Genomic DNA, 25,187 nt, shown 5'->3' on the forward strand with positions numbered 1-25,187 from the left:
CGACCTCCCACAGCACCTTGCGACCGTCGAACTTACCCGACTGCCGAACGCGTCCTGCAGTCGAGGTCGGCTTGTCTTTTGCGATAAGTGGCCACATATTCTCTCTAGTACCGCGCCACAGAGATTATGACGGGTTGGGTTATCGTAGAATGGGCAAGTCTTCTGGTGGGATGAGAAGTTGGATGCTGCGTGCTGCGCCTGGCACGCGGGATATAAATCCTGCCTTCTCGAGGGTCAGCACCATCTGGTGAACAGACGGAGCCGTAACGGCGAAGTGGCGACGCATGTCGGCTTCGGCCGGAGGCTGTTTGAAGATGCGGCTGTAGGCGTAGATGAAGGCCAGGTACTGGCCTTGGACTTGCGTAAGGCCATGTCTTGCCGTTGCGGCTTGCGGGTCAAGTGAGGGACTCATTTTCGGATTCATCTGCGTCTCCGCGCTGAAGGAGGTGTCGATGACTATAAAGTTTCACGTAGAGCTTAGCCAATCGGAACGTGATCAACTGGCCGTTTTGTTGAGCGGGGGACGCCATGCGTCGCGCAAGATCAAGCGCGCCCAGATCCTGGTGGCGGCGGACGAAGGCTTCAGCGACGAGGTGATCGCGGCAACCTTGAACGTCAGCGGATCGACGATTTACCGGACCAAGCGCCGGTTTGTGGAAGCCAATCTGGAAGGCGCGCTCAGTGAAGAACCGCGCCCGGGTGTTGAGCGCAAGCTATCGAGCAAGGAGGAGGCGCTGTTGGTGGCGACCGCCTGCTCAAAGCCGCCGCCCGGGCGAGCCCGCTGGACCCTGGAGCTTCTGGCCGATGAGATGGTCCGACTCACCGATCATGACGAGTTGTCCTCGGAGACCGTACGTCGCCGGCTGGCTGAGAATCATCTCAAACCTTGGCGCAAAGACATGTGGTGCATCCCAAAGCTCGATGGGGAATACGTCGCGCGCATGGAGGATGTTCTCGACCTCTACGCAGAGACGCCTGATCCACAAAGGCCCGTGGTCTGCTTCGACGAGAGCCCGACCCAACTCATCGGCGAAGTGCGCGAGCCCATTGCGGCCAAGCCTGGCCAGCTTGAACGCTACGACTGCGAGTATCGCCGAAACGGCACGGTCAATCTGTTTGTCTTCATGGACGCCCACCAGCCCTGGCGCAGGGTGAAGGTCACCGATCGGCGAACCAACCAAGACTTCGCCCAGTGCATGCGCGAACTGGTCGACGTCGATTATCCCGACGCCCCGATCATCCGCGTGGTGATGGACAACCTCTCCACCCATTCCGCCGGGGCGCTTTACGACGCATTTCCAGCCCCGGAGGCTCGAAGGGTGCTGAAGCGACTGGAGTTCCACCACACGCCCAAGCACGCCAGTTGGCTCAACATGGTCGAGATCGAGATCGGTGTCCTGCGCAGCCAATGCCTCGACCGTCGTATCGACAATAAAGACACCATAATCGCCGAAGTCGCAGCCTGGGAGCAGCAACGCAACGCTAATGGCGCAAAGATCCAATGGATGTTCACAACCGAAAAAGCCCGCCAAAAGCTCCGCAAAGCTTACCCCGTCAAAGAGTCATAATCTCTGTGGCGCGGCACTAGGTGGCCATCTCATTCAGATTCCGCTGGAGATCATTGTGGACAGCAGACTTGTCAAGCAGCTGACCGATATGGCCGCTTCGGCCGGTATCGATGTGATTAAGGAACTTGAAGTGATCCTTGCGAATTCGGTCGACGGCCCAATCACCGTCAAAGCGGCGCGTGACTCGTTCACGAAAGTCCTCGCCAGGGCGAGGGAAGGCGGCATTCAGCTCATCGGGAAGAAGACCGAAGACATGGCCGTTGTCATTTCGCTCAAGGACCTCGCTACCCTCATTCGCTCGTCGGCGCGGAACCGTTCCTTCGGGTCGGCCCTGGATGAAGTCGGATTTAACCCTGTCGGGAAACGGATCGTGATTGGCGCGAGAAAGGACGGCCCCGCATTGAAGCGTCGTGAAAATCTCGCTTTAGCAGCTGCGCGGTCGATCTAGTTCCACCCTGTTGACTCCGTAAGAATTGTTCTCTATTCGTTCCCATATGGAAAAGCACCTGACACACCCCATACGAATAGGTTGATCCCGCCAAGCCGCGATGCCCGCGGCTGCGATCAATCGTTCATATGCGAGGAAGTCATGAGTATCGCAAAGCGAGCGGGGTCTACCCCAAGAATTCCGTATCTGTCCACGTTTTCCACCCAGTCGCCACCGTAAAATGTGAGGGCGTCCGACTGTATCGTTCGCAGTCGGCCCGAGACGCGCTACACGGACCCGTCAATCGGTTCCAGATCACGGGACACGTCATCAGACCTGTCGCGTTCGACGACTATTGAGCAGTGCCTGTCGAGCTGCCGGATGATCTACTTAGCACGATGGCTTGAGAGCCAACATCTTTTCGGAATGGGAGTTTTCAACCTTCATTTTGCGGCTGTTTTGTTGCCGTGGGAAATTTGAGGCTGCTCTTCACAGCAACACCTCCAAAACGGCCCTGTCGGCTCGAAGCTGGGATTTTGGCCAAGTTGAAGAACGTTGTGGGAACATTGTCTCGCTAATTGACGAGTGATTTGCGGGGAATGACAGTCTGCTCCGAATTATGGAGTAGGCTGATGGGTTTGAGTATTTCGAATGAGGATTTTATCGGGCGCTGGAGCCTGAGCTTTTCCGACATGGATTTTGTGAACGGCAAGCCGGCCCCGGCGCGACTGGGATTGGCGGTTCAGCTTAAGTTCTTCGCCGCACACGGCTTTTTTGTACAGGACCCTGCCTCGATCCCGACCGACAGCGTTTGCTGGCTGGCTGAGCAGCTTGACGTCGAATGTGACGCCGTGAACCAGTATGATTTCTCCGGCCGGACTGCGCGCCGGCATTGTGCCGAGATTTTGCAGTATCTCGGCTTTCGGCGCCTGAAACGGCCCGATCGGGAAGAGCTGACATTGTGGATCGCTGGCGAACTGTGTCCGACCGGGCGATCGGTTGGCGCCATGCTCGAGCAGGTTTTTCTTTGGTGCCGGGACCGTAGTATATACGGCCCGTCGCACAAGGAACTGGAACGCCTGGTGCGTTCGCAACGGCAACACTATCTCGATGACTGGTTGACCGGGGTGAGCGCTCGCCTTTCATCAAGCACGCTCGCATTGCTGGATGCTTCTATTGCCGAGGCAGACGGCCAGACCGGCTTCAACACGATGAGGGGTGATGTTGGCCAGGCGTCGCTCGACAACATCCTCAGCATGACGGCGAAACTTGCCTTCATTCAGAAGCTTGATCTGCCACGGGATATCTTGTCGACGACCGGCAAGGCATGGGTGGAACAGATTGTCCGCCGTGTCGCCGGCGAAAAGGCCTGGGAGATGCGGCGGCACGCGCCGGCCAGACAAATCGGCCTCTATGCGATTTATCTCTTGTCGCGGGAAGCGCAACTCACGGACGCCATGGTCGACCTGCTGATCGAGACGGTCCACAAGATCGGGACGCGTTCGAAACGCAAGGTGGTCGGCGATATCGCCAAGGATATCGAGCGGGTCTATGGCAAGGAACGGTTGCTGGTCGAGATTGCCAGCGCTTCGATCGACGAGCCCGCAGGGCGCGTCTGCGATGTCATTTTCCCGATCGTCGGCAAGGACAAGCTGGAGGCGATCGTCAAGGAGAGCCAGGCAAAAGGGGCTCTCGACCGGCGCATATATAAGGTGATGCGCTCATCCTGGGCCAATCATTACCGGCGTATGCTGCCCAGCCTGCTTTCGGTTCTGGAATTCCCGTCAAACAACACCGTGTGGCGTCCGGTGCTAGTGGCGCTGGATTGGATCAGGAGCAAGGTGGATGATGGCTGCCGTTTTGTGCCGATGGAGGATGTGCCGATTGACGAGGTTATTCCTGCCAGGTGGCGCAGTTCCGTCATCGATGACGATGGCCGTGTGAACCGGATCAGCTACGAGCTTTGCGTCCTCACCCAGTTGCGTGACCGCATCCGTTCCAAGGAGATCTGGGTTGTCGGCGCGGACCGCTACCGGAACCCGGATGACGATCTACCCAAAGACTTCGAAATCCGCCGTGACGCCTATTACACAGGCCTGAACCTGACCCCGGACGCGCGAGCGTTCACGGCTGGCATCCGTCAGGAGCTTGAGTATGAATTGCTACTTCTGAACGAAACGATCCCACGAAACGACAAGGTCCGGCTGCTGTGGCGCGGCGAAACACGCATATCGATCACACCGTTCAAGCCTCTACCGGAGCCGAAGGGACTTGAAGCGATCAAGGGCGAGATCGGTCAGCGCTGGCCGATGACAGGATTGCTCGACGTGTTGAAAGAAGCCGCACTCGATACCTGTCTGCTGGAGGCCTTCGAAACATCGGCGTCGAGAGTAGCCCTGTCGCGCGAGGCGCTGGATCGGCGGCTTCTGTTGTGCCTTTATGGTCTCGGCACGAATGCCGGGCTCAAGCGGGTCGCCGGCGCGACACCTGATGTCAGCTACGACGAGCTGCTGCATGTTCACCGCCGCTTCATCCATGCGCCGGCGCTGAGGGAGGCATGCGCACGGGTTGCAAACGCGACCCTGGCCATCCGCAATGCCGCCGTTTGGGGAGACGCCGGCGCCGCATGCGCGTCCGATTCCACGAAGTTCGGCGCGTGGGATCGCAATCTCATGACGGAATGGCATGCCCGTTACGGCGGGCGTGGTGTCATGATCTATTGGCATGTCGAGAAACGCGCAACTTGCGTTTATTCCCAGCTCAAGCGGTGCTCTTCCTCGGAGGTCGCCTCCATGATCGAAGGTGTGCTGCGTCATTGCACCGATATGGAAATCCAGCGCCAATATGTCGACAGCCACGGTCAAAGCGCGGTCGGCTTCGCGTTTTGTCGGCTGCTCGGCTTTGAGCTCGCCCCGCGCCTGAAAGCCATTGCCCGCCAGAAGCTGGCGATCCCGGAGGCGGGAATGCGCGCAAGGCTGCCGAATCTCTTGCCGATCCTTTCTGGCGCAATCAACTGGGACGAAATCGAGCAGCAATATGACGAGATGGTCAAATACACCGCCGCCATGCAGACGAGAACGGCGGACCCGGAGGCGGTCCTGCGTCGTTTCGCCCGTGCCGAAGTGATGCACCCGACCTACAAGGCGCTGAGCGAACTCGGCCGCGCGGTCAAGACGATCTTTCTATGCCGTTACCTTCGACAGGAAGCCTTCCGCCAGGAAATCCATGAAGGGCTGAATGTCGTCGAAAACTGGAACAGCGCTAATGGCTTCGTGTTTTTCGGCAAGGGCGGCGAGATCGCCACGAACCGGATCGATGAGCAGGAGATTTCCGCTCTGGCTTTGCACCTGCTGCAGGCGTCACTGGTCTATGTGAACACCCGCATGCTGCAGACCGTCCTGGTGGAGCAGAAATGGGCTGATCGGATGACGCCGGAAGACTATCGTGGTCTCACGCCGCTGATCTACAGTCACGTCAACCCTTATGGCCGTTTCGATCTCGACCTCGAACGGCGGATCGATTTCGAACGCCGGGCTGCATAATTTTTGGAGGCGCTAATGGTTAGAATTGCTGAAACATGCCTGAATGTTCTCTACCAACATGGGCTGTCGTCGGCGCAGTTCCAGTTTTGTTTCGAAAGAGCAAAGCATGATCTCCTGGCCGATGACATGGCCTGCGACGCCATCGTTGCGGAGGTTATGCAGTCCATGGAAGGTCATCCGGATTCGGCAACCTTGTTCGGATTGCTGCTGGATGAGGCCCGAATGGGCGTCGAGAATGACAGCCCATATGGAAAGGTTTTCCTGGAAAATGCGGAGAAGGCGATCAAGGCTCGCATTGCTACCGGTACTGGCGAGCCACTTCACCGTTTGAAAATTGCTGGCTTGTATCGGCGTGCCGGTCTGCCCGTGCCAGACATACTGATGCTCGACCCGGTTGGCGAAAATCCCGCCGACGAGATCCCGATGCCGGATCTTGATGGCGCGCTTGCCGCTTTAGCGGCGGACGTTGAAGCTGAAGGCGGCGGTGCGTATGAGTTCTTCAGTGGCCTGGATGAGATGTCGGCAGGAATGCCGGAGGATGCCAAGGCCGCGTTTGTCCATCATCTGTTGAGCCTCGACAATCCCTTTCTGGAGCGCTGTGCGCTCTATTGGCTGGTGTCCGGCGCATCATTGACGCGAGAGGCCGTGGCCGCCGGCCTACGAGAAAGGCTCATGCGCGGGAAGCTGGAGCCTGAAACTTTATCCTATCTGCCGATCATTCGCGGCTGGTTGCCAGCGAGCTCCGCCCGGGCAGTTATCGATGACATTGGCAAGCTGGCTCTGCGACAAGGTCTCGCCGCAGATCCCCATAACAACAGGACGGAGCCGATAGTCAGCGACATCATGGCGACCACCGCTGACGGTGTTGGGGCGCAAGGCCTAACGATTGTCGGAAGACTGCAAGCCCAGACATTTGTCGCGATGATCCTGCTAAAAACCGGGTACGGCATCAAAGATGCCTTTGTCATTCGCTGCCGCTCAAAGCGCGAAGCAACCAACATCATCTCCTATGCCCGCCAGGAAGCAAACAGCGTCCGAATAGATCGAATGACTGCCGAGCTTCTGCTGGAGGCGGCTCTGGCGGATGGGATAGAAAACGGCCATCCACCAGCGCCAGGTTTCATTGACGTCATGGAGGCTTGCAGCTTGAGCCAATTGCGGCCCCAGGAAAGGGATCTGCAGGCTTTGCTGGATCACGTCGATCCGCAAAAGGAAATCCAGAATGCGACAGCGGCACAACTGGATCGGATGCTCCGCAATGAGCCCGCACTGGATGCGCTCGTCCCGTTCACCGACAGCTGGTTTGAAGACACAGGAGAAACACGCGGCATCATCCAAGGATCTCGGTCGGTGCGGACTGTTGAAAAAAGGATCTGGGCCTTTCTCGAAGGCCGGCGAGACATCTGGGCAAGGCGATTTCTGCAAACCGCGATCATTCTCAAATCGGCTAAGAAGGAGCGGCTGTCAAAAGCACTGGCGGCCGCTGCCTTCGCGCTTATGCACAAGCATCCTCTACAGGACATCCCGCTCGTGGAAGATATCGTTGTGACCACACTGGACGCAGGTGGCGGATCTCTGTGGTGAATATTTTGAGTATACCGTCGTGAACACTATCAATGAACAGGTCGAGACCGTGGTTTCCTGTTTATTTTGGGTCCAAAGTGAGATAATGAACAAATCGACACGATGGCACACCCAAATTGAACAGTTTGCATGGTATAGGACATGGCTCGTATCGGATATGCCCGTACATCCACAACAGACCAGAACCTTGCCGCGCAAATCGCGGCGCTCAGGAACGCCGGCTGCGAGGTCATCCGCGAGGAGCAGAAAAGTGGTGCCTCGCTCGAAGGCCGGCCGCAGCTGATGACCATTCTTGACTTCATCCATGCCGGCGAAACCCTTGTCATCACCCGCATCGACCGGCTGGCCAGATCGTTGCGAGATCTTCAGGTGGTAGTCGACCGCCTCAAGGCCAAGGGCGCGCATCTGGTAGCCACTGAGCAGCCCGTCGATACCTCCACAGCTGCCGGGAAGGCGTTCTTCGACATGCTCGGCGTCTTCGCGGAATTCGAAACTAACCTGCGGCGCGAGCGGCAGGTTGAGGGTATCGCCGCTGCCAGGAAACGTGGCATCTACAAAGGCCGCCCACCGAAGATTGACCGCGCAGAAATCCTGCTTCGGCTGCAACAGGGCCAGGGCCCCAGCAAGATCGCCCGCGATCTCGGCATATCGCGCGGCACGGTCTATCAGGTGCGTAAAGGTACTTCCGAATGAGCAAGGCCAACCGCATCACCCGCTTGACATCCGCCACCTGCGAGCAAATCCAGGCCCGCATGCTTGAGGCTTGCAGAAAGATCACCGCAGATCACGGACTGGTTATCGAAAGCGCCGGGTGGCGCGGCCAGGAGCCTGGCTTTTCGTTCGAACCAGCATTCCGCATCAGTATTCCCGCCCCAGACGGCAAGCCACTCAATCTGGATAAGGAGATGTTCGCCCTGCTGGCCGAACAGTACGGTCTGGAGGCTGCTGACTTCGAACGCGAGTTTATCGCTGGTGGCGAGCGTTTCCGGATCACCGGCATTGATCCACGAAGACCTAAATATCCCATCTCCGTCGAGCGTATCCCCGATCACCGCGGCTTCAAGTTCACCGCCGACAATGTTGCCATGTTGCTCAAAGCACAGGCCAAACCCTGACGTTCATGAAACGTTCTTCAACTTGGCCAAAATCCCAGCTTCGAGCCGACAGGGCATACGACCTTCTATTCCGCTGGTTCGTCGAAATCGGCATTGATGATCCAGCTTGGGACCATTCGGTGTTTTCGAAGAACCGCGACCGCTTGCTGAAAGGTGACATCGCGGCGAAGTTCCTGGGTGCAATCCTTTCTCAGCCCAAGGTAAAGCGGCTGCTATCAACGGACCACTTCTCTGTCGATGGCACGTTGATTGAAGCCTGGGCATCGGTGAAGAGTTTCAAGCCGACGGGCGACTCGGGTGAACCACCACGGGACGGTGGCGGCCGAAATGCGGAAGCAGACTTCCATGGCGAAAAGCGTTCCAATGAGACCCATGCGTCAACGACCGATCCGGAGGCGAAGCTTTATAGGAAGGGAAAAGGCAAGGAGGCCAAGTTGTGCTTCATGGGTCATGGGCTGATGGAAAACCGCCATGGCCTGCTGGTCGACGCCTATCTGACAGAGGCCAGCGGATACGCCGAACGGGTCGCGGCTCTTCACATGATCAAACAGTTCTGCGACCGGCCACAAGCAGTCACGCTGGGTGCCGACAAGGCCTATGACACAAAGGACTTCGTCCAAGATTTGCGGTCGATGAGGGTGACGCCCATGTGGCGCAGAACGTCAATGGTCGCCGCTCGGCGATTGATGGGCGCACGACGCGCCATTCCGGCTATGGGATCAGCTTGCGCATCCGCAAGCGCATCGAGGATGCGTTCGGCTGGATCAAGACCGTCGCGGGGCAGGACAAGACGAAGTTTCGTGGCCGCGACCGCGTCGGATGGGCCTTCACCTTCGCGGCCGCCGCCTACAATCTGGTGCGGCTGCCGAAGCTCATGACGGAGATAGGCTGATGGCCAGGGTTTCTGCCTTCGCCAAGGCCTTCGCCGGTCGTTGGCGCATCGTCGAGATGGACAACTGTGACAACGACGTCCTCGATCTCGTCGAAGAGGCGCATCTAACATTCCAGGGCGCGGCGGACGGCGAAATCGCCTTCGGCGCGCTCAAGGGCTTCCTCGATGTCCGTTACGGCGCACGCGACGGATCAGCCTGTGCGGAGTTCTCATGGGAGGGACAAGACGAGAGCGACCCGGCCTGTGGTCGCGGATGGGCTGCTCTCGGCTCCGCCGGACGCCTTGTCGGGCACTTCTACGTCCACAACGGAGACGATTCAGGCTTCGTCTGCGAACGCGAATGACTTCTTCAACGGCCTGCTAGAGGGCGGGGTCCATACCATTGGCCCCTGCTTGCAAGGTTTGGCTGAGATAGTTGATCGGATCGCTTGCGCTCATATGTCCGGCCTTTTGCGCGCCGGTATGTGAGCGCTGGCCAAGATGGGCTACACGGATAGCGAGTTCCAAACACGTACGCGACGTCCGTCGGCATCCGTTCCTCCACGTCGAGACCGACCACATGCATGCCACCCTCTGTTTCCAGCATCGAAGCGGAGGGTGAACCTATTAAACTCGCTTCCGGCTTCAAAGCCCTTTGGGAGGTGGTCGTCAACCAGACAAGAATGTCGAAAGCCCGACAAAAGAGCTCCAGATCGGCCTGCAAGAATGAAGAAGTGGCGCAAAGCAACAGGTGCCTAATCTGGCATGTAAGTTGCACGGTTTGGCTGCCATGCGCGTTTCCGCTCCGGTGCAATAACATAGCGGCTCACTACCTTTGGGGAGACCGATGCTTAGAGTCCGTTTTGAAATTCAGGGATGGGCGTTTCTGCGGATAAGATTGCCGCCCATAGCGACGAGGATCATGGCGTGAGAGACGTCGATGCGCTTCTCGTAGTCGCGCACGAGGCGGCGCCATCTTGTCATCCAGCCGAAGGTGCGCTCGACAACCCAGCGGCGGGGCAAGACTTCGAAGCCCTTCTGATCGTCGGATCTGCGGATGATCTCGACCACGAAGTCCAGATAGGCGGCCTTATCCATGAGCTTCAGCCGGTCGTAGGCGCCGTCGGCGAACAGATGCTTCACCGGGGGCCAGCGCTTGCGGATACCATCCAGGATCGCCTGAGCGCCGGCGCTGTCGGAGATATCGGCCGGCGTCAGGTTGACCATCAACAGCCGCCCACCCGTATCGACGGCAATGTGTCGCTTGCGGCTGACAATCTTCTTGCCGGCGTCGTACCCTCTTGTTTCCGCTTGCGGAGCCTTGACCGACTGGCTGTCGATCACGCCCGCCGTGGGACTGGCCTTGCGCCCGGCTCGCTCGCGATCCAGCATCAGCGCCACGTCGTGGATGGTCTGGAACAGAAAGCGCCGCGCCAACTCGCGAAACCAGCCGTAGACCGTCTGCCAGGCGCCGAAATGGATCGGCAGCATCCGCCAGCCGCAACCCGAGCGCACAAGGTAGCGCACCGCGTTGATCACCTCACGGAAATCAACCTCGCGCGGACGGCCGCGACGCCTAGGCTTGGGCATCAGCGGAGCGATCTGTTCCCACTCCTCGTCCGTCAGATCGGACGGGTAGCGCTTGGTCAGCTCCGCGGCGACCATTGGCAGCAGCACTGGGCACGAGAACAGGCAGTTCCACTGTCGTCCAGCAAGAAGATTAGACATGTCCCGTTTTGGAGGAACGCAGGCGAAATACGAGCGAGCACTAGCTGTTCACGATCTCCTGCACGAGAATGTTTTCACTCTTACTGGATATTGCGGCGGACCATATCGCCTGATTATCGGAACGAGAGTCTCTTGCATTCTAAAGTAGTTTATTTTGACCCTATACGTTGGCCAATCGCACCTGCCGAACGCACGACCACCTCACGATCAAATCCATAACACCGTCCAGGACGCAAATACCCAACAACTAAACTCGTGTGTTCGCGACCTGCGAGCTGCCGCTTAGGAGAAAAGGCTGATATGCATCGAGATGACGCTAGCGCGGCTATTGACGCATCGAAGGTGGGGACAAGTGAAAGGCCAACTCGCGACATCGACTTTCCACTGTCGGCTGCGCAGATGGAGATCTGGATCGCTCAACAGCTGGATCCGCATAGTCCCCAGTATGTGATCGGTGAATACCTTGATATTTTTGGTCCAGTTGATGCTGGTCGGCTTGAGACCGCATTGCATCATGTGGTTTCTGAATGCGATGCGCTGCATGTCCGAATTGCAGATCGGAATGGTGAGCCTCGACAGATCTTTGAGCTGGCGACCAATTGGTCGCTTCGGGTTCTCGATCTCCGCGCTGAGCCAGATCCAGAAGCAGCAGCGCTTGCTCATATGCAGGTGCAATTGACGTGTCCTATGGATCTGAACCAAGGGCCTCTCTTTGGCTTTGTCTTTTTTCGAGTTGCACAAGATCGCTGCTTTTGGTTTCAAATGTACCACCACATTATTGTGGATGGTCTAAGTATGTCTCTCATCGCCGGACGAGTAGCGAACGTATACACCGAACTTGGTCGAGGCGAATTCAAAAGCAATTGGGTGCCAAACTCACAATTATCATTGCTGGAAAACGATGTCGCATATCTAACGTCTAAAGAGTTCCTGGATGACCAGAAATTTTGGAAAAGGCGCGTCGCCAATTACTTTTCTCCTGTTGGTCTGGCGCGGCAGACCATTGCAACTACCCCAGAAGCTGTGCGGTGCGGTGGATGCGTTTCGTTGAGGGATTTGGGACCGCTTTTTACTGGGAAAGGTGGTGACCGGAAGGCCGCTGAGCTATTAGTTGCAGTCGTGGCTGCCTATGTGCATCGCTTCACGGGCGTCAACGAGCTGGTACTCGGTTTTCCGGTCAAGGGGCGTATAGGAGCTACAAAGCACGCACAAACGGTTGGAATGACATCCAACCTGTTGCCGCTGAGATTGCGCGTCCGACGTGAACAGAGTTTCCGAAGCCTTATTCAGCAAACCTCGAAGCGCATTACTTCTTTGCTCAAGCATCAAAGGTATCGCGGTGAATTTATTGGCAGGGGTTTCGGTGAGGATCGGCGAGCATCGGTGACATCGGCACCGATTGTCAATGTCATGTTGTTCGACTGCGATGGGGGATTCGATAATGCGTCTTTCGCTGTACGAAAGCTCGCACTGGGGCCAGCCAACGATATCTCATTCGTTTTTTACCGAGCTGGAGAATCGGAACTCGCGATTGATGTTTTCGGAAATTCTTCAGCTTCGTTGGACGAACTGGAGTATCACCAACATAGGTTGAGCCGCCTCGTGCACGTTCTGGGAGCGGATCCCGACATTCCGATCGCCCGGATCGACCTGTTGCCGCCTGAAGAGCGGAAGCTTGTTCTGGAGACATGGAACGAGACGTCGAAGCACTATCCGTCGGATCTTTGCATCCACGAGCTGTTCGAGCAACAGGTGCGCCGCACACCCGAGGCGGTGGCATTGGTGCATGAGGGCGAGGCGCTGAGCTATGGCGAACTCAATGCCCGGGCCAACCGGCTGGCGCATCATCTGATCGGACTGGGCGTGCGTCCGGACGACCGGGTGGCGATCTGCGTCGAGCGCAGCCCGGCGATGGTGGTGGGGCTGCTGGCGATCCTGAAGGCGGGCGGCGCCTATGTGCCGCTCGATCCGGCCTATCCAGGCCCACGGCTCAACCAGGTGCTCGCCGATGCCGCCCCCAAGCTGCTGCTTTGCGATGCGGCCGGACGCGCCGCACTCGGCCCCGAGGCGCTGGCCGATGTGAGCGTGGTCGACCTCTCGGACGGCGCGCGTCCATGGGCCGGCCAGGGCGCTGACGACCCCGACCCGCGCGCGCTGGGGCTCACCCCCCGCCATCTCGCCTATGTCATCTACACCTCAGGCTCAACCGGAACCCCAAAGGGCGTCGAAATGCCCCACGGCTCGCTTATGAATTTGCTTTGGTCCTCGCCGGAGTTTGGTGCGCTACGTACACTTCAATTCACGACTTTGAACTTCGACGTCTCGTTCCAGGAATTGTTTAGTTGCTGGAGGGACGGCGGGCTACTGGCGCTCGTGCCGGAAGAGACCCGTGCCGACTTTTCCGAGTTGCTGGACTTTGTGTGCAGAGAAGGGATCGAGCGGCTTTTCCTCCCATTCGTGGCCTTGAAACATTTTGCGGAAGCCTGGTGCGCTCGGGGAGCGCTGCTGCCCTCTTTGAGAGAAATTTATACAGCGGGTGAGCAATTGCGAGCCACCCCCGAGCTCAGGTCGTTCTTCGAGACTCATCCGAGGGCGAGGTTGATAAATCAGTATGGGCCTACAGAAACCCACGTAGTCACGGCGCACCGCCTCGCGGCTGATCCATCATGCTGGCCGCAAGTGCCTCCCATCGGCCGTCCGATCGCCAACACGCGGATCTACCTTCTGGACGCTCATGGTCAGCCGGTGCCGTTCGGGGCGGTGGGCGAGCTTTATATCGGCGGGGCGGGTGTTGCGCGCGGCTACCTCAACCGGCCGGAGCTTTCGGCGGAGCGGTTCATCGCCAGCCCGTTTGTGGAGGGCGACCGTCTGTACCGGAGCGGCGACCTTGGGCGTTATCTGCCGGACGGCAATCTGGAGTTTTTGGGCCGCAACGACGATCAGGTAAAGATCCGCGGCTTCCGCATCGAGCCGGGCGAGATCGCCGCCCGGCTTTGCGAGCACGAGCTTGTCGGCGATGCGGTGGTGGTGGCGCGCGCCGACCGCACCGGCGACCAGCGGCTCGTCGCCTATGTGGTGGCGAAGCCGGCGCACGGATCGGACGAGGCCGATTGCGCGCAGCTTGCTGCCTCCTTGCGCGCCCATCTGGGTAGCCTGCTGCCCGACTACATGGTGCCGTCGGCCTTCGTGCGGCTGGATGGGCTGCCGCTGACACCGAACGGCAAGCTCGACCGCCAGGCGCTGCCGGCCCCCGACGACGATGCCTATGCGCGCACCGCCTATGAAGCGCCGCAGGGCGAGGTCGAGACGCTGCTGGCCGGGATCTGGCAAGAGCTGCTCGGCCTCGAGCGGGTCGGCCGCCACGACCACTTCTTCGAACTCGGCGGTCATTCATTGCTGGCCGTGCAGCTGTTGAGCCGGTTGCCGCAAGCCGTCGGTGTCGGGCTGCCGCTGGCCACGCTGTTCGCCAGGCCGGTGCTTGCCGATCTGGCGGCAAGCATCGTCGAGGTGTTGAACCGCGCCGATCGCAAAGACCTGCCGGCGATTGTTGCCGTGTCGCGCGACGAGCCGCTTGCACTGTCGTTCGCGCAGCAGCGGCTGTGGTTCCTGGCACAGCTCGACGAGGGCAGCACCAACTATCACATGCCGCTGGCCTTGCGGCTGCGGGGGGCGCTCGACCGCGTCGCCTGGCAGCTCAGCCTCGACCGCTTGTTTGCTCGTCACGAGGCGCTGCGCAGTGTCTTTGTCGCCCCGGAGGGCCAGCCCCGGGTAGAGGTGCTGCCGGCCGATGCCGGGCTGCCACTGGTCGAGCACGATCTATCCGGCCGGGCTGACGCTAAGGCGGCGCTTTCGGATCTGTGCCGTGAAGAGGCGCACACGCCGTTCGATCTGTCGCGCGGGCCGCTGATGCGCGGGCGTCTGATCCGGATGTCGGATGACGACCATGTCTTCCTGCTGACCCAGCATCACATCGTCTCCGACGGCTGGTCGATGGGCGTGCTGGTGCGTGAACTCAGTCAGCTTTACCGGGCGTTCGAGGCTGGACAGGACGATCCTTTGCCGCCGCTTGCGATCCAATATCCGGATTATGCCGCCTGGCAACGGCAGTGGCTGTCGGGGGAACGGCTGCAGACCCAGGCGCAGTATTGGCGCGACACCCTGTCTGGCGCTGCGGCCCGTCTTGCCTTGCCGACGGACCGGCCGCGGCCGGCCCAGCAGTCGTTTGCCGGGGCGACGGTTCCGATCGTCATCGATGCGGATCTGACGCGGGGTCTGAAGCGGCTGAGCCGGCAGCATGGCACGACGTTGTTCATGACGGTGCTGGCGGCCTGGGCGGCGGTGCTGTCGCGCCTGTCGGGGCAGGACGACCTTGTGATCGGCGTGCCGAGCGCCAATCGAGGCCGGCGCGAGATCGAAGAGTTGATCGGCTTCTTCGTCAACACCCTGGCGCTGCGGCTGGACCTGTCGGGCGCGCCGAGCGTGTCGGAGCTTCTGGAACGGACGCGGCGCACGGCACTGGCCGCCCAGGAGCATCAGGACCTGCCGTTCGAGCAGGTGGTCGAGATCGTGCAGCCGCCGCGGCATCTTGATCACACGCCGTTGTTCCAGGTGATGCTGGCCTGGCAGAACAACACCGTCGGGTCATTGGATCTGCCGGGGCTGTGCGTGGAGGCTGCCGGGGAGGGGCTCGATCAGGTCAAGTTCGATCTGGAGCTCGACCTTGGCGAAGATGGCGATCAGATCGCCGGATCGCTGCACTATGCCACGGCGCTGTTCGACGAAGCGACGATCGAGCGGCAGCGTGAATATCTGGTGGCATTGTTGCGGGCGATGGTTGCCGATGCCGGGCAGCCGGTCGGCCGCATCGACATCCTGCCGTCCGACGAGCGCACCTATCTGCTGGAGGAGCTGAACCGGACGGACGCGGACTATCCGTCGGATCTTTGCATCCACGAGCTGTTCGAGCAACAGGTGCGCCGCACACCCGAGGCGGTGGCGGTGGTGCATGAGGGCGAGGCGCTGAGCTATGGCGAACTCAATGCCCGGGCCAACCGGCTGGCCCATCATCTGATCGGACTGGGCGTGCGTCCGGACGACCGGGTGGCGATCTGCGTCGAGCGCAGCCCGGCGATGGTGGTGGGGCTGCTGGCGATCCTGAAGGCGGGCGGCGCCTATGTGCCGCTCGATCCGGCCTATCCAGGCCCACGGCTCAACCAGGTGCTCGCCGATGCCGCCCCCAAGCTGCTGCTGGCCGATACGGCCGGACGCGCCGCACTCGGCCCCGAGGCGCTTGTCGATCTGACGGTGGTCGATCTGGAGACGGCCACCCCGGCCTGGGCCGAACTGCCGGCCTCGAACCCGGAGCCGCGCGCCCTTGGCCTGAGCCCGCGCCATCTCGCCTATGTCATCTACACCTCAGGCTCCACCGGAACCCCAAAGGGCGTCATGGTCGAGCATCAAAGCACCATGAACCTGCTGCGTTGGAGTAGCGGCGTCTACGCGCAAGCGCAGACCAGCCGCATGCTGTTCTCCACTTCGATCAGCTTTGATCTGTCCGTCTATGAGTGCTTCGCTACCCTGTCACAGGGCGGCACGCTCTATCTCGTCGACAATGCGCTGGCACTGGCGCAAACGCCTTTGGACGTCTCGCTGATCAATACAGTCCCCTCTGCGATCGCCGCTCTGCTCGACAAGCAAGCAGTCCCCGCCGCGGCAAGCGCCATCAATTTGGCGGGCGAAGCGCTGAGCGCAGCTCTGATCGAGAGAATCTTCGAGCACAGCCGCGTCGAGAAGATCTGTAACCTATACGCCCCTTCCGAGACAACGACGTACTCGACCTGGATTTGCATGCCCAGGGGAGACACCGTCGTTGAAACGATCGGCCGTCCGATCGCCAACACGCGGATCTACCTTCTGGACGCTCATGGTCAGCCGGTGCCGTTCGGGGCGGTGGGCGAGCTTTATATCGGCGGGGCGGGTGTTGCGCGCGGCTACCTCAACCGGCCGGAGCTTTCGGCCGAGCGGTTCATCGCCAGCCCGTTTGTGGAGGGCGACCGTCTGTACCGGAGCGGCGACCTTGGGCGTTATCTGCCGGACGGCAATCTGGAGTTTTTGGGCCGCAACGACGATCAGGTAAAGATCCGCGGCTTCCGCATCGAGCCGGGCGAGATCGCCGCCCGGCTTTGCGAGCACGAGCTTGTCGGCGATGCGGTGGTGGTGGCGCGCGCCGATCGCACCGGCGACCAGCGGCTCGTCGCCTATGTGGTGGCGAAGCCGGCGCACGGATCGGACGAGGCCGATGGCGCGCAGCTTGCTGCCTCCTTGCGCGCCCATCTGGGTAGCCTGCTGCCCGACTACATGGTGCCGTCGGCCTTCGTGCGGCTGGATGGGCTGCCGCTGACACCGAACGGCAAGCTCGACCGCCAGGCGCTGCCGGCCCCCGACGACGATGCCTATGCGCGCACCGCCTATGAAGCGCCGCAGGGCGAGGTCGAGACGCTGCTGGCCGGGATCTGGCAAGAGCTGCTCGGCCTCGAGCGGGTCGGCCGCCACGACCACTTCTTCGAACTCGGCGGTCATTCATTGCTGGCCGTGCAGCTGTTGAGCCGGTTGCGGCGGCTGTCGCTGGGGGTGGAGGTGCGCACCCTGTTCGCCCGGCCGGTGCTTTGCGATCTGGCCGTAAGCCTTGGCAGCCATCGCGAGGTGGCGGTGCCGGCCAACCTGATCGGCGAGCAGAGCACGGTGATCACGCCGCGGATGCTGCCGCTGATCGAGCTGGCCCAGCCGGAGATCGACCGGATCGTCGCCACGGCTCGCCGGGCGGCGTCGCCAACATCCAGGATATCTATGGCCTGTCGCCGCTGCAGGACGGCATCCTGTTCCATCATCTGCTGGCCAGCCGGGGCGATCCCTATCTGCTGGTGCTCGCAGATGGCGCTTTGCCGACCGTGGCTTGTGCTCGGAGCGCTAGCTTGCCGCGGTTCAGAGGTGGTGGATCGGCACGACATCCTGCGCACGGCCTTTGTCTGGGAGGGTCTGTCGAGCCCGGCCCAGGTGGTGTGGCGCAAGGCGGCCTGGATGTGCGCGAGGTCGAGCTGTGAGGATGGAGGTCCCGGTTCCGAGCAGCTGAAGCGGCGGTTCGATCCGCGCCGGGACCGCATCGACCTTGCGCCGGGCGCCGTGTTGCGGATTGTCATCGCGCGCGAGCCGGCAGCGGGCGCTGGCTGCCTGCTGCAGCTGCTGCACCATCTGATCGGCGATCACACGACGCTGGAGTCGATGGCATGCCGAGGTGCGGGCCGTCGCTTGACCGGGCGTCGAGGCTGGCAGGACGACCGCAGCCGCTTCCGCCAATCCGGTGGCCGCAGGCGCGGCTGGGCTGTCGATGCCAACGGCGCATGACCCAGCGCTTCTTCGGCGCGACACCCTGCTGGCCGACATCGACGAGCCGACGCTGCCGTTGCGGGCTAAGCCAAGTGCATGCGTGACGGCCCAGCGGCGATCGGCGAGGCGCATCGGATGCTGCCGCAGGCGCTCAACGATGCGGCTGCGGGCCCAGGCGCGGCGGCTGGGCGGTGCAGCCTGGCGACGCCGTTGCCATGCTGGCCTGGCGGTCAGGTGGTGGCGCTGAGCAGCGGCCGTCAGGCAGGCGCCTGGTGTTCGGCACGGTGCTGTTCGGCCGCATCGCATGCCGGTGCCGGGGCCGACAGAGTCGATCGGCTTCTTCGTCAACACCCTGGCTGCTGCGGCTGGACCTCGTCGGCGCCGGCGCCGAGCGTGTCGGAGCGTTCTGGACCACGGATGCGCGGCTTGCACGAGCAGCTGGCCGCCCAGGAGCATCAGGACCTGCCGCTCGAGCAGGTGGTCGCAGATCGCTGCAGCCGCCGCGGCGTCTTGATCACGGCGCCGTTGTTCCAGCGCGATGCTGGCCTGGCAGCAACAACACGCCGTCGGGCCATTGCCGGATCCTGACCGGCGAGGTCTGTCCGGCGTGGAATGGCTGCGCGGGGAGGGGCTCGATCAGGTCAAGCTCGATCTGGAGCTCGACCCTGGCGAAGATGGCGGATTCAGGTCGCCGGATCGCTCGGCACTCATGCCACGGCGCTGTTCGAGCCGAACGCTGACGGATCGAGCGGCAGCGTGACATGCATCTGGCGCTCGAAGCGCTGTCGCGAGGCGATTGGTTGCCGGATGCCGGGCAGGCCGGTCGCGCGCGCATCGACATCCTGCCGTCCGACGAGCGCACCTATCTGCTGGAGGAGCTGAACCGGACGGACGCGGACTATCCGTCGGATCTTTGCATCCACGAGCTGTTCGAGCAACAGGTGCGCCGCACACCCGAGGCGGTGGCGGTGGTGCATGAGGGCGAGGCGCTGAGCTATGGCGAACTCAATGCCCGGGCCAACCGGCTGGCCCATCATCTGATCGGACTGGGCGTGCGTCCGGACGACCGGGTGGCGATCTGCGTCGAGCGCAGCCCGGCGATGGTGGTGGGGCTGCTGGCGATCCTGAAGGCGGGCGGCGCCTATGTGCCGCTCGATCCGGCCTATCCAGGCCCACGGCTCAACCAGGTGCTCGCCGATGCCGCCCCCAAGCTGCTGCTGGCCGATACGGCCGGACGCGCCGCACTCGGCCCCGAGGCGCTTGTCGATCTGACGGTGGTCGATCTGGAGACGGCCACCCCGGCCTGGGCCGAACTGCCGGCCTCGAACCCGGACCCGCGCGCCCTTGGCCTGAGCCCGCGCCATCTCGCCTATGTCATCTACACCTCAGGCTCCACCGGAACCCCAAAGGGCGTCATGGTCGAGCATCAGCGCGAGTGGTCAATCTGCTGCGTTGGCAGTAGCGGACGTCTGCGCGCAAGCGCAGACCAGCCGCATGCTCAGTTCTCCACTTCGAGCAGCTTTGATCTAGTCCGTCATATGAGTGCTTGCGCTCCCTGTCACAGGGCGGCACGCATTCTAGCTCTGTCGCAATGCGCTGGCACTGGCGCAAACGCCTTTGGACGTCCGCTGATCAATACAGTCCCCTCGCGATCGCCGCTCTGCTCGACAAGCAAGCAGTCCCCGACGCTGGCAAGCGCCATCAATTTGGCGGGCGAAGCTGCTGAGCGCAGCTCTGATCGAGCGAATCCTTCGAGCACAGCCGCGCTCTGAAGATCTGTAACCTATATGGCCCTACGGAAGACAACGTCGTGCTCGACCTGGATGCTTGCCCAGGTGAGACACCGTCGTTGCCACGATCGGCCGTCCGATCGCCAACACGCGGATCTACCTTCTGGACGCTCATGGTCAGCCGGTGCCGTTCGGGGCGGTGGGCGAGCTTTATATCGGCGGGGCGGGTGTTGCGCGCGGCTACCTCAACCGGCCGGAGCTTTCGGCCGAGCGGTTCATCGCCAGCCCGTTTGTGGAGGGCGACCGTCTGTACCGGAGCGGCGACCTTGGGCGTTATCTGCCGGACGGCAATCTGGAGTTTTTGGGCCGCAACGACGATCAGGTAAAGATCCGCGGCTTCCGCATCGAGCCGGGCGAGATCGCCGCCCGGCTTTGCGAGCACGAGCTTGTCGGCGATGCGGTGGTGGTGGCGCGCGCCGATCGCACCGGCGACCAGCGGCTCGTCGCCTATGTGGTGGCGAAGCCGGCGCACGGATCGGACGAGGCCGATGGCGCGCAGCTTGCTGCCTCCTTGCGCGCCCATCTGGGTAGCCTGCTGCCCGACTACATGGTGCCGTCGGCCTTCGTGCGGCTGGATGGGCTGCCGCTGACACCGAACGGCAAGCTCGACCGCCAGGCGCTGCCGGCCCCCGACGACGATGCCTATGCGCGCACCGCCTATGAAGCGCCGCAGGGCGAGGTCGAGACGGCTGCTGGCCGGGATCTGGCAAGAGCTGCTCGGTGTCGAGCGGGTCGGACGCAACGACCACTTCTTCGAGCTCGGCGGCCACTCGCTCCTGGCGGTGCAGCTGATGGAGCGGCTGCGGCGGCTGTCGCTGGGGGTGGAGGTGCGCACCCTGTTCGCCCGGCCGGTGCTTTGCGATCTGGCCGTAAGCCTTGGCAGCCATCGCGAGGTGGCGGTGCCGGCCAACCTGATCGGCGAGCAGAGCACGGTGATCACGCCGCGGATGCTGCCGCTGATCGAGCTGGCCCAGCCGGAGATCGACCGGATCGTCGCCACGGTGCCGGGCGGCGTCGCCAACATCCAGGATATCTATGGCCTGTCGCCGCTGCAGGACGGCATCCTGTTCCATCATCTTCTGGCCGGGCGGGGCGATCCCTATCTGCTGGTGTCGCAGATGGCGTTTGCCGATCGTGGCCTGTTGGAGCGCTATCTTGGCGCGGTCCAAGAGGTGGTGGATCGGCACGACATCCTGCGCACGGCCTTTGTCTGGGAGGGTCTGTCGAGCCCGGCCCAGGTGGTGTGGCGCAAGGCGGCCTTGGATGTGCTCGAGGTCGAGCTGGATGACGGATGGCGGTCCCGGCGCCGAGCAGCTGAAGCGGCGGTTTGATCCACGCCGGCAGCGCATCGACCTTGGCCGGGCGCCGCTGTTGCGGTTTGTGATCGCGCGCGAGCCGGGCAGCGGGCGCTGGCTGCTGCTGCAGCTGCTGCACCATCTGATCGGCGATCACACGACGCTGGAGGTCATGCATGCCGAGGTGCGGGCCGTGCTGGAAGGACGCGGGCATGAGCTTGCAGCACCGCAGCCGTTCCGCAATCTGGTGGCGCAGGCGCGGCTGGGTGTCGATGCCAAGGCGCATGAAGCGTTCTTCCGGGCGATGCTGGCCGACATCGACGAGCCGACGCTGCCGTTCGGGCTAAGCCAAGTGCATGGTGACGGCAGCGGGATCGGCGAGGCGCATCGGATGCTGCCGCAGGCGCTCAACGATCGGCTGCGGGCCCAGGCGCGGCGGCTGGGGGTGAGCCTGGCGAGCCTCTGCCATCTGGCCTGGGGTCAGGTGGTGGCGCTGAGCAGCGGCCGTCAGCAGGTGGTGTTCGGCACGGTGCTGTTCGGCCGCATGCATGCCGGTGCCGGGGCCGACCGGGCGCTGGGCCTGTTCATCAACACCCTGCCTGTGCGGCTTGACCTCGACGGCACCGGGGCCGAGGCGAGCGTGCGCACCACGCATGCGCGGCTTTCCGAGCTGCTGGCGCATGAGCATGCCTCGCTGGCCTTGGCGCAACGCTGCAGCGGCGTTGCGGCGCCGGCGCCGCTGTTCAGCGCGCTGCTGAACTACCGCCACAACACGCCGGCGGCCATGGCCGGCTCCGGAACGGACGATGGTCTGTCCGGCGTGGAATGGCTGGGCGGGCAGGAGCGCACCAACTATCCGCTGACCCTGTCGGTGGAGGATTCTGGCGAGGCGCTCGGCCTCACCGCGCAGGTGGTGGAGCCGATCTCTGCGGATCGGGTCTGCGGCTACATGCAGCAGGCGCTCGAAGCGCTGTCGGAGGCATTGGAGCAGGCTCCCGACAGGCCGGTGCGCGCGCTCGACATTCTTCCGTCCGACGAGCGCACCTATCTGCTGGAGGAGCTGAACCGGACGGACGCGGACTATCCGTCGGATCTTTGCATCCACGAGCTGTTCGAGCAACAGGTGCGCCGCACACCCGAGGCGGTGGCGGTGGTGCATGAGGGCGAGGCGCTGAGCTATGGCGAACTCAATGCCCGGGCCAACCGGCTGGCCCATCATCTGATCGGACTGGGCGTGCGTCCGGACGACCGGGTGGCGATCTGCGTCGAGCGCAGCCCGGCGATGGTGGTGGGGCTGCTGGCGATCCTGAAGGCGGGCGGCGCCTATGTGCCGCTCGATCCGGCCTATCCAGGCCCACGGCTCAACCAGGTGCTCGCCGATGCCGCCCCCAAGCTGCTGCTGGCCGATACGGCCGGACGCGCCGCACTCGGCCCCGAGGCGCTGGCCGATGTGAGCGTGGTCGACCTCTCGGACGGCGCGCGTCCATGGGCCGGCCAGGGCGCTGACGACCCCGACCCGCGCGCCCTTGGCCTGAGCCCCCGCCATCTCGCCTACATCATCTACACCTCAGGCTCAACCGGAACCCCAAAGGGCGTCATGGTCGAGCATCACGGAGTGGTGCAGTCTTGTGGCGGGCGAACGATTTCGTAGAGATCTCCCACGCGGGACGTCTGTCTCAACGCATCCTCGCCCACATTCGACGCGACCACGTTCGAGGTCTGGGGAGCCTTGGCGAACGGCGCCAGCATTGTGCTCTATCCTGAGCGTCAGCCTTTCGACCGCAACGCTGGCCCAGATCATCCAAGACCAAGGCGTCACTATCGCCTGGATGACTGCCCGATTGCTTCGACGTCTATGTGCGGGAGGAGCGGAGTACTGATCGGCTACAGCAACTGCTGGTCGGGGGCGAAGAGGTCTCCGCGGCTTCCATACGGGCATGCCAGAAGCGACATCCGACGCTGCGGGTCTCAAATGGCTATGGCCCGACAGAGAATACCACCTTCAGTCTCTGCTATCCGGTGCCTGCTGAGTTCGATAGCCGGCAACGGGTGCCGCTGGGCCGACCGATTCGCCAACACGCGTCGATCTACCTTCTGGACGCTCATGGTCAGCCGGTGCCGTTCGGGGCGGTGGGCGAGCTTTATATCGGCGGGGCGGGTGTTGCGCGCGGCTACCTCAACCGGCCGGAGCTTTCGGCCGAGCGGTTCATCGCCAGCCCGTTTGTGGAGGGCGACCGTCTGTACCGGAGCGGCGACCTTGGGCGTTATCTGCCGGACGGCAATCTGGAGTTTTTGGGCCGCAACGACGATCAGGTAAAGATCCGCGGCTTCCGCATCGAGCCGGGCGAGATCGCCGCCCGGCTTTGCGAGCACGAGCTTGTCGGCGATGCGGTGGTGGTGGCGCGCGCCGATCGCACCGGCGACCAGCGGCTCGTCGCCTATGTGGTGGCGAAGCCGGCGCACGGATCGGACGAGGCCGATGGCGCGCAGCTTGCTGCCTCCTTGCGCGCCCATCTGGGTAGCCTGCTGCCCGACTACATGGTGCCGTCGGCCTTCGTGCGGCTGGATGGGCTGCCGCTGACACCGAACGGCAAGCTCGACCGCCAGGCGCTGCCGGCCCCCGACGACGATGCCTATGCGCGCACCGCCTATGAAGCGCCGCAGGGCGAGGTCGAGACGCTGCTGGCCGGGATCTGGCAAGAGCTGCTCGGCCTCGAGCGGGTCGGCCGCCACGACCACTTCTTCGAACTCGGCGGTCATTCATTGCTGGCCGTGCAGCTGTTGAGCCGGTTGCGGCGGCTGTCGCTCGGGGTCGAGGTGCGCACCCTGTTCGCCAGGCCGGTGCTTTGCGATCTGGCCGTAAGCCTTGGCAGCCATCGCGAGGTGGCGGTGCCGGCCAACCTGATCGGCGAGCAGAGCACGGTGATCACGCCGCGGATGCTGCCGCTGATCGAGCTGGCCCAGCCGGAGATCGACCGGATCGTCGCCACGGTTCCCGGCGGCGTCGGCAACATCCAGGACATTTATGGCCTGTCGCCGCTGCAGGACGGCATCCTGTTCCATCATCTTCTGGCCGGGCGGGGCGATCCCTATCTGCTGGTGTCGCAGATGGCCTTTGCCGATCGTGGCCTGTTGGAGCGCTATCTTGGCGCGGTCCAAGCAGGTGGTGGATCGGCACGACATCCTGCGCACGGCCTTTGTCTGGGAGGGTCTGTCGAGCCCGGCCCAGGTGGTGTGGCGCAAGGCGGTCCTGGATGTGCTCGAGGTCGAGCTGGATGACGGATGGCGGTCCCGGTTCCGAGCAGCTGAAGCGGCGGTTCGATCCGCGCCAGGCACCGCATCGACCTTGGCCGGGCGCCGTTGTTGCGGATTGTCATCGCGCGCGAGCCGGGCAGCGGGCGCTGGCTGCTGCTGCAGCTGCTGCACCATCTGATCGGCGATCACACGACGCTGGAGGTCATGCATGCCGAGGTGCGGGCCGTGCTGGAAGGACGCGGGCATGAGCTTGCAGCACCGCAGCCGTTCCGCAACCTGGTGGCGCAGGCGCGGCTGGGTGTCGATGCCAAGGCGCATGAAGCGTTCTTCCGGGCGATGCTGGCCGACATCGACGAGCCGACGCTGCCGTTCGGGCTAAGCCAAGTGCATGGTGACGGCAGCGGGATCGGCGAGGCGCATCGGATGCTGCCGCAGGCGCTCAACGATCGGCTGCGGGCCCAGGCGCGGCGGCTGGGGGTGAGCCTGGCGAGCCTTTGCCATCTGGCCTGGGGTCAGGTGGTGGCGCTGAGCAGCGGCCGTCAGCAGGTGGTGTTCGGCACGGTGCTGTTCGGCCGCATGCATGCCGGTGCCGGGGCCGACCGCGCGCTGGGCCTGTTCATCAACACCCT

General features: G+C 62.6%; 9 protein-coding genes and 3 pseudogenes. 10 read left to right on the forward strand and 2 right to left on the reverse strand.

Annotated features, from left to right (window positions below):
• Nucleotides 1–139: 139 nt before the first annotated feature.
• Nucleotides 140–424 carry a LexA family transcriptional regulator gene (locus tag WGT02_RS39280; RefSeq protein ID WP_225039569.1) on the reverse strand — a complete coding sequence of 95 codons (285 nt, stop codon included), beginning with the start codon at nt 422–424 and terminating at the stop codon, nt 140–142.
• A 28-nt stretch (nt 425–452) separates the two neighbouring features.
• Here WGT02_RS39280 and WGT02_RS39285 point away from each other — a divergent pair, with 28 nt between their 5' ends.
• From WGT02_RS39285 to WGT02_RS39320, 8 genes and pseudogenes are all read left to right on the forward strand, one after another.
• Nucleotides 453–1,568, forward strand: a complete 1,116-nt coding sequence (locus tag WGT02_RS39285; RefSeq protein ID WP_208244984.1) for an IS630 family transposase — start codon at nt 453–455, stop codon at nt 1,566–1,568.
• Between the two features lie 88 nt (nt 1,569–1,656).
• Nucleotides 1,657–2,016: a hypothetical protein gene (locus WGT02_RS39290; protein ID WP_208244982.1), complete on the forward strand. Its 360-nt coding sequence runs from the start codon at nt 1,657–1,659 to the stop codon at nt 2,014–2,016.
• A 611-nt stretch (nt 2,017–2,627) separates the two neighbouring features.
• On the forward strand, nt 2,628–5,537 hold the full coding sequence (locus tag WGT02_RS39295; RefSeq protein WP_208244980.1) for a Tn3 family transposase: 2,910 nt from the start codon (nt 2,628–2,630) through the stop codon (nt 5,535–5,537).
• Between the two features lie 15 nt (nt 5,538–5,552).
• Nucleotides 5,553–7,121 (forward strand): hypothetical protein, encoded by a 1,569-nt coding sequence (locus tag WGT02_RS39300; RefSeq protein WP_208244978.1) that lies wholly within the window; start codon nt 5,553–5,555, stop codon nt 7,119–7,121.
• A 141-nt stretch (nt 7,122–7,262) separates the two neighbouring features.
• Nucleotides 7,263–7,814: a recombinase family protein gene (locus WGT02_RS39305; protein WP_208244976.1), complete on the forward strand. Its 552-nt coding sequence runs from the start codon at nt 7,263–7,265 to the stop codon at nt 7,812–7,814.
• The gene (locus tag WGT02_RS39310) at nt 7,811–8,236 is read left to right on the forward strand and encodes a hypothetical protein (protein WP_208244974.1); all 426 of its coding nucleotides are present in this window, start codon (nt 7,811–7,813) and stop codon (nt 8,234–8,236) included. The genes WGT02_RS39305 and WGT02_RS39310 overlap by 4 nt, the downstream gene beginning before the upstream one ends.
• 56 nt (nt 8,237–8,292) lie before the next feature.
• Nucleotides 8,293–9,128: pseudogene (locus tag WGT02_RS39315) on the forward strand (IS5 family transposase); the annotation flags it as partial.
• Entirely contained in the window at nt 9,128–9,472 is a 345-nt protein-coding gene (locus WGT02_RS39320; RefSeq protein ID WP_208244972.1) for a hypothetical protein, read from the forward strand. The pseudogene WGT02_RS39315 and the gene WGT02_RS39320, both read left to right, overlap by 1 nt.
• A 505-nt stretch (nt 9,473–9,977) precedes the next feature.
• Here the strand turns inward: WGT02_RS39320 and WGT02_RS39325 are convergent.
• Nucleotides 9,978–10,772 (reverse strand): IS5 family transposase, encoded by a 795-nt coding sequence (locus tag WGT02_RS39325; RefSeq protein WP_208245172.1) that lies wholly within the window; start codon nt 10,770–10,772, stop codon nt 9,978–9,980.
• Nucleotides 10,773–11,234: 462 nt separating this feature from the next.
• Between WGT02_RS39325 and WGT02_RS39330 the strand changes: the two are divergent.
• Together WGT02_RS39330 and WGT02_RS39335 are read left to right on the forward strand one after the other, a co-directional pair.
• Nucleotides 11,235–12,449, forward strand: a pseudogene (locus tag WGT02_RS39330) (condensation domain-containing protein); the annotation flags it as partial.
• 168 nt (nt 12,450–12,617) lie between these two features.
• Nucleotides 12,618–25,187, forward strand: a pseudogene (locus WGT02_RS39335) (amino acid adenylation domain-containing protein); the annotation flags it as partial.

Source organism: Rhizobium sp. T1470 (assembly GCF_042140505.1).
GTDB lineage: Bacteria > Pseudomonadota > Alphaproteobacteria > Rhizobiales > Rhizobiaceae > Rhizobium > Rhizobium favelukesii.

What these genes read in the sequence shown, in the direction of transcription:
- WGT02_RS39280 (WP_225039569.1), bottom strand. Translation starts at nt 424, where the DNA reads ATGAATCCGAAAATGAGTCCCTCACTTGACCCGCAAGCCGCAACGGCA.
- WGT02_RS39285 (WP_208244984.1), top strand. Translation starts at nt 453, where the DNA reads ATGACTATAAAGTTTCACGTAGAGCTTAGCCAATCGGAACGTGATCAA.
- WGT02_RS39290 (WP_208244982.1), top strand. Translation starts at nt 1,657, where the DNA reads ATGGCCGCTTCGGCCGGTATCGATGTGATTAAGGAACTTGAAGTGATC.
- WGT02_RS39295 (WP_208244980.1), top strand. Translation starts at nt 2,628, where the DNA reads ATGGGTTTGAGTATTTCGAATGAGGATTTTATCGGGCGCTGGAGCCTG.
- WGT02_RS39300 (WP_208244978.1), top strand. Translation starts at nt 5,553, where the DNA reads ATGGTTAGAATTGCTGAAACATGCCTGAATGTTCTCTACCAACATGGG.
- WGT02_RS39305 (WP_208244976.1), top strand. Translation starts at nt 7,263, where the DNA reads ATGGCTCGTATCGGATATGCCCGTACATCCACAACAGACCAGAACCTT.
- WGT02_RS39310 (WP_208244974.1), top strand. Translation starts at nt 7,811, where the DNA reads ATGAGCAAGGCCAACCGCATCACCCGCTTGACATCCGCCACCTGCGAG.
- WGT02_RS39320 (WP_208244972.1), top strand. Translation starts at nt 9,128, where the DNA reads ATGGCCAGGGTTTCTGCCTTCGCCAAGGCCTTCGCCGGTCGTTGGCGC.
- WGT02_RS39325 (WP_208245172.1), bottom strand. Translation starts at nt 10,772, where the DNA reads ATGGTCGCCGCGGAGCTGACCAAGCGCTACCCGTCCGATCTGACGGAC.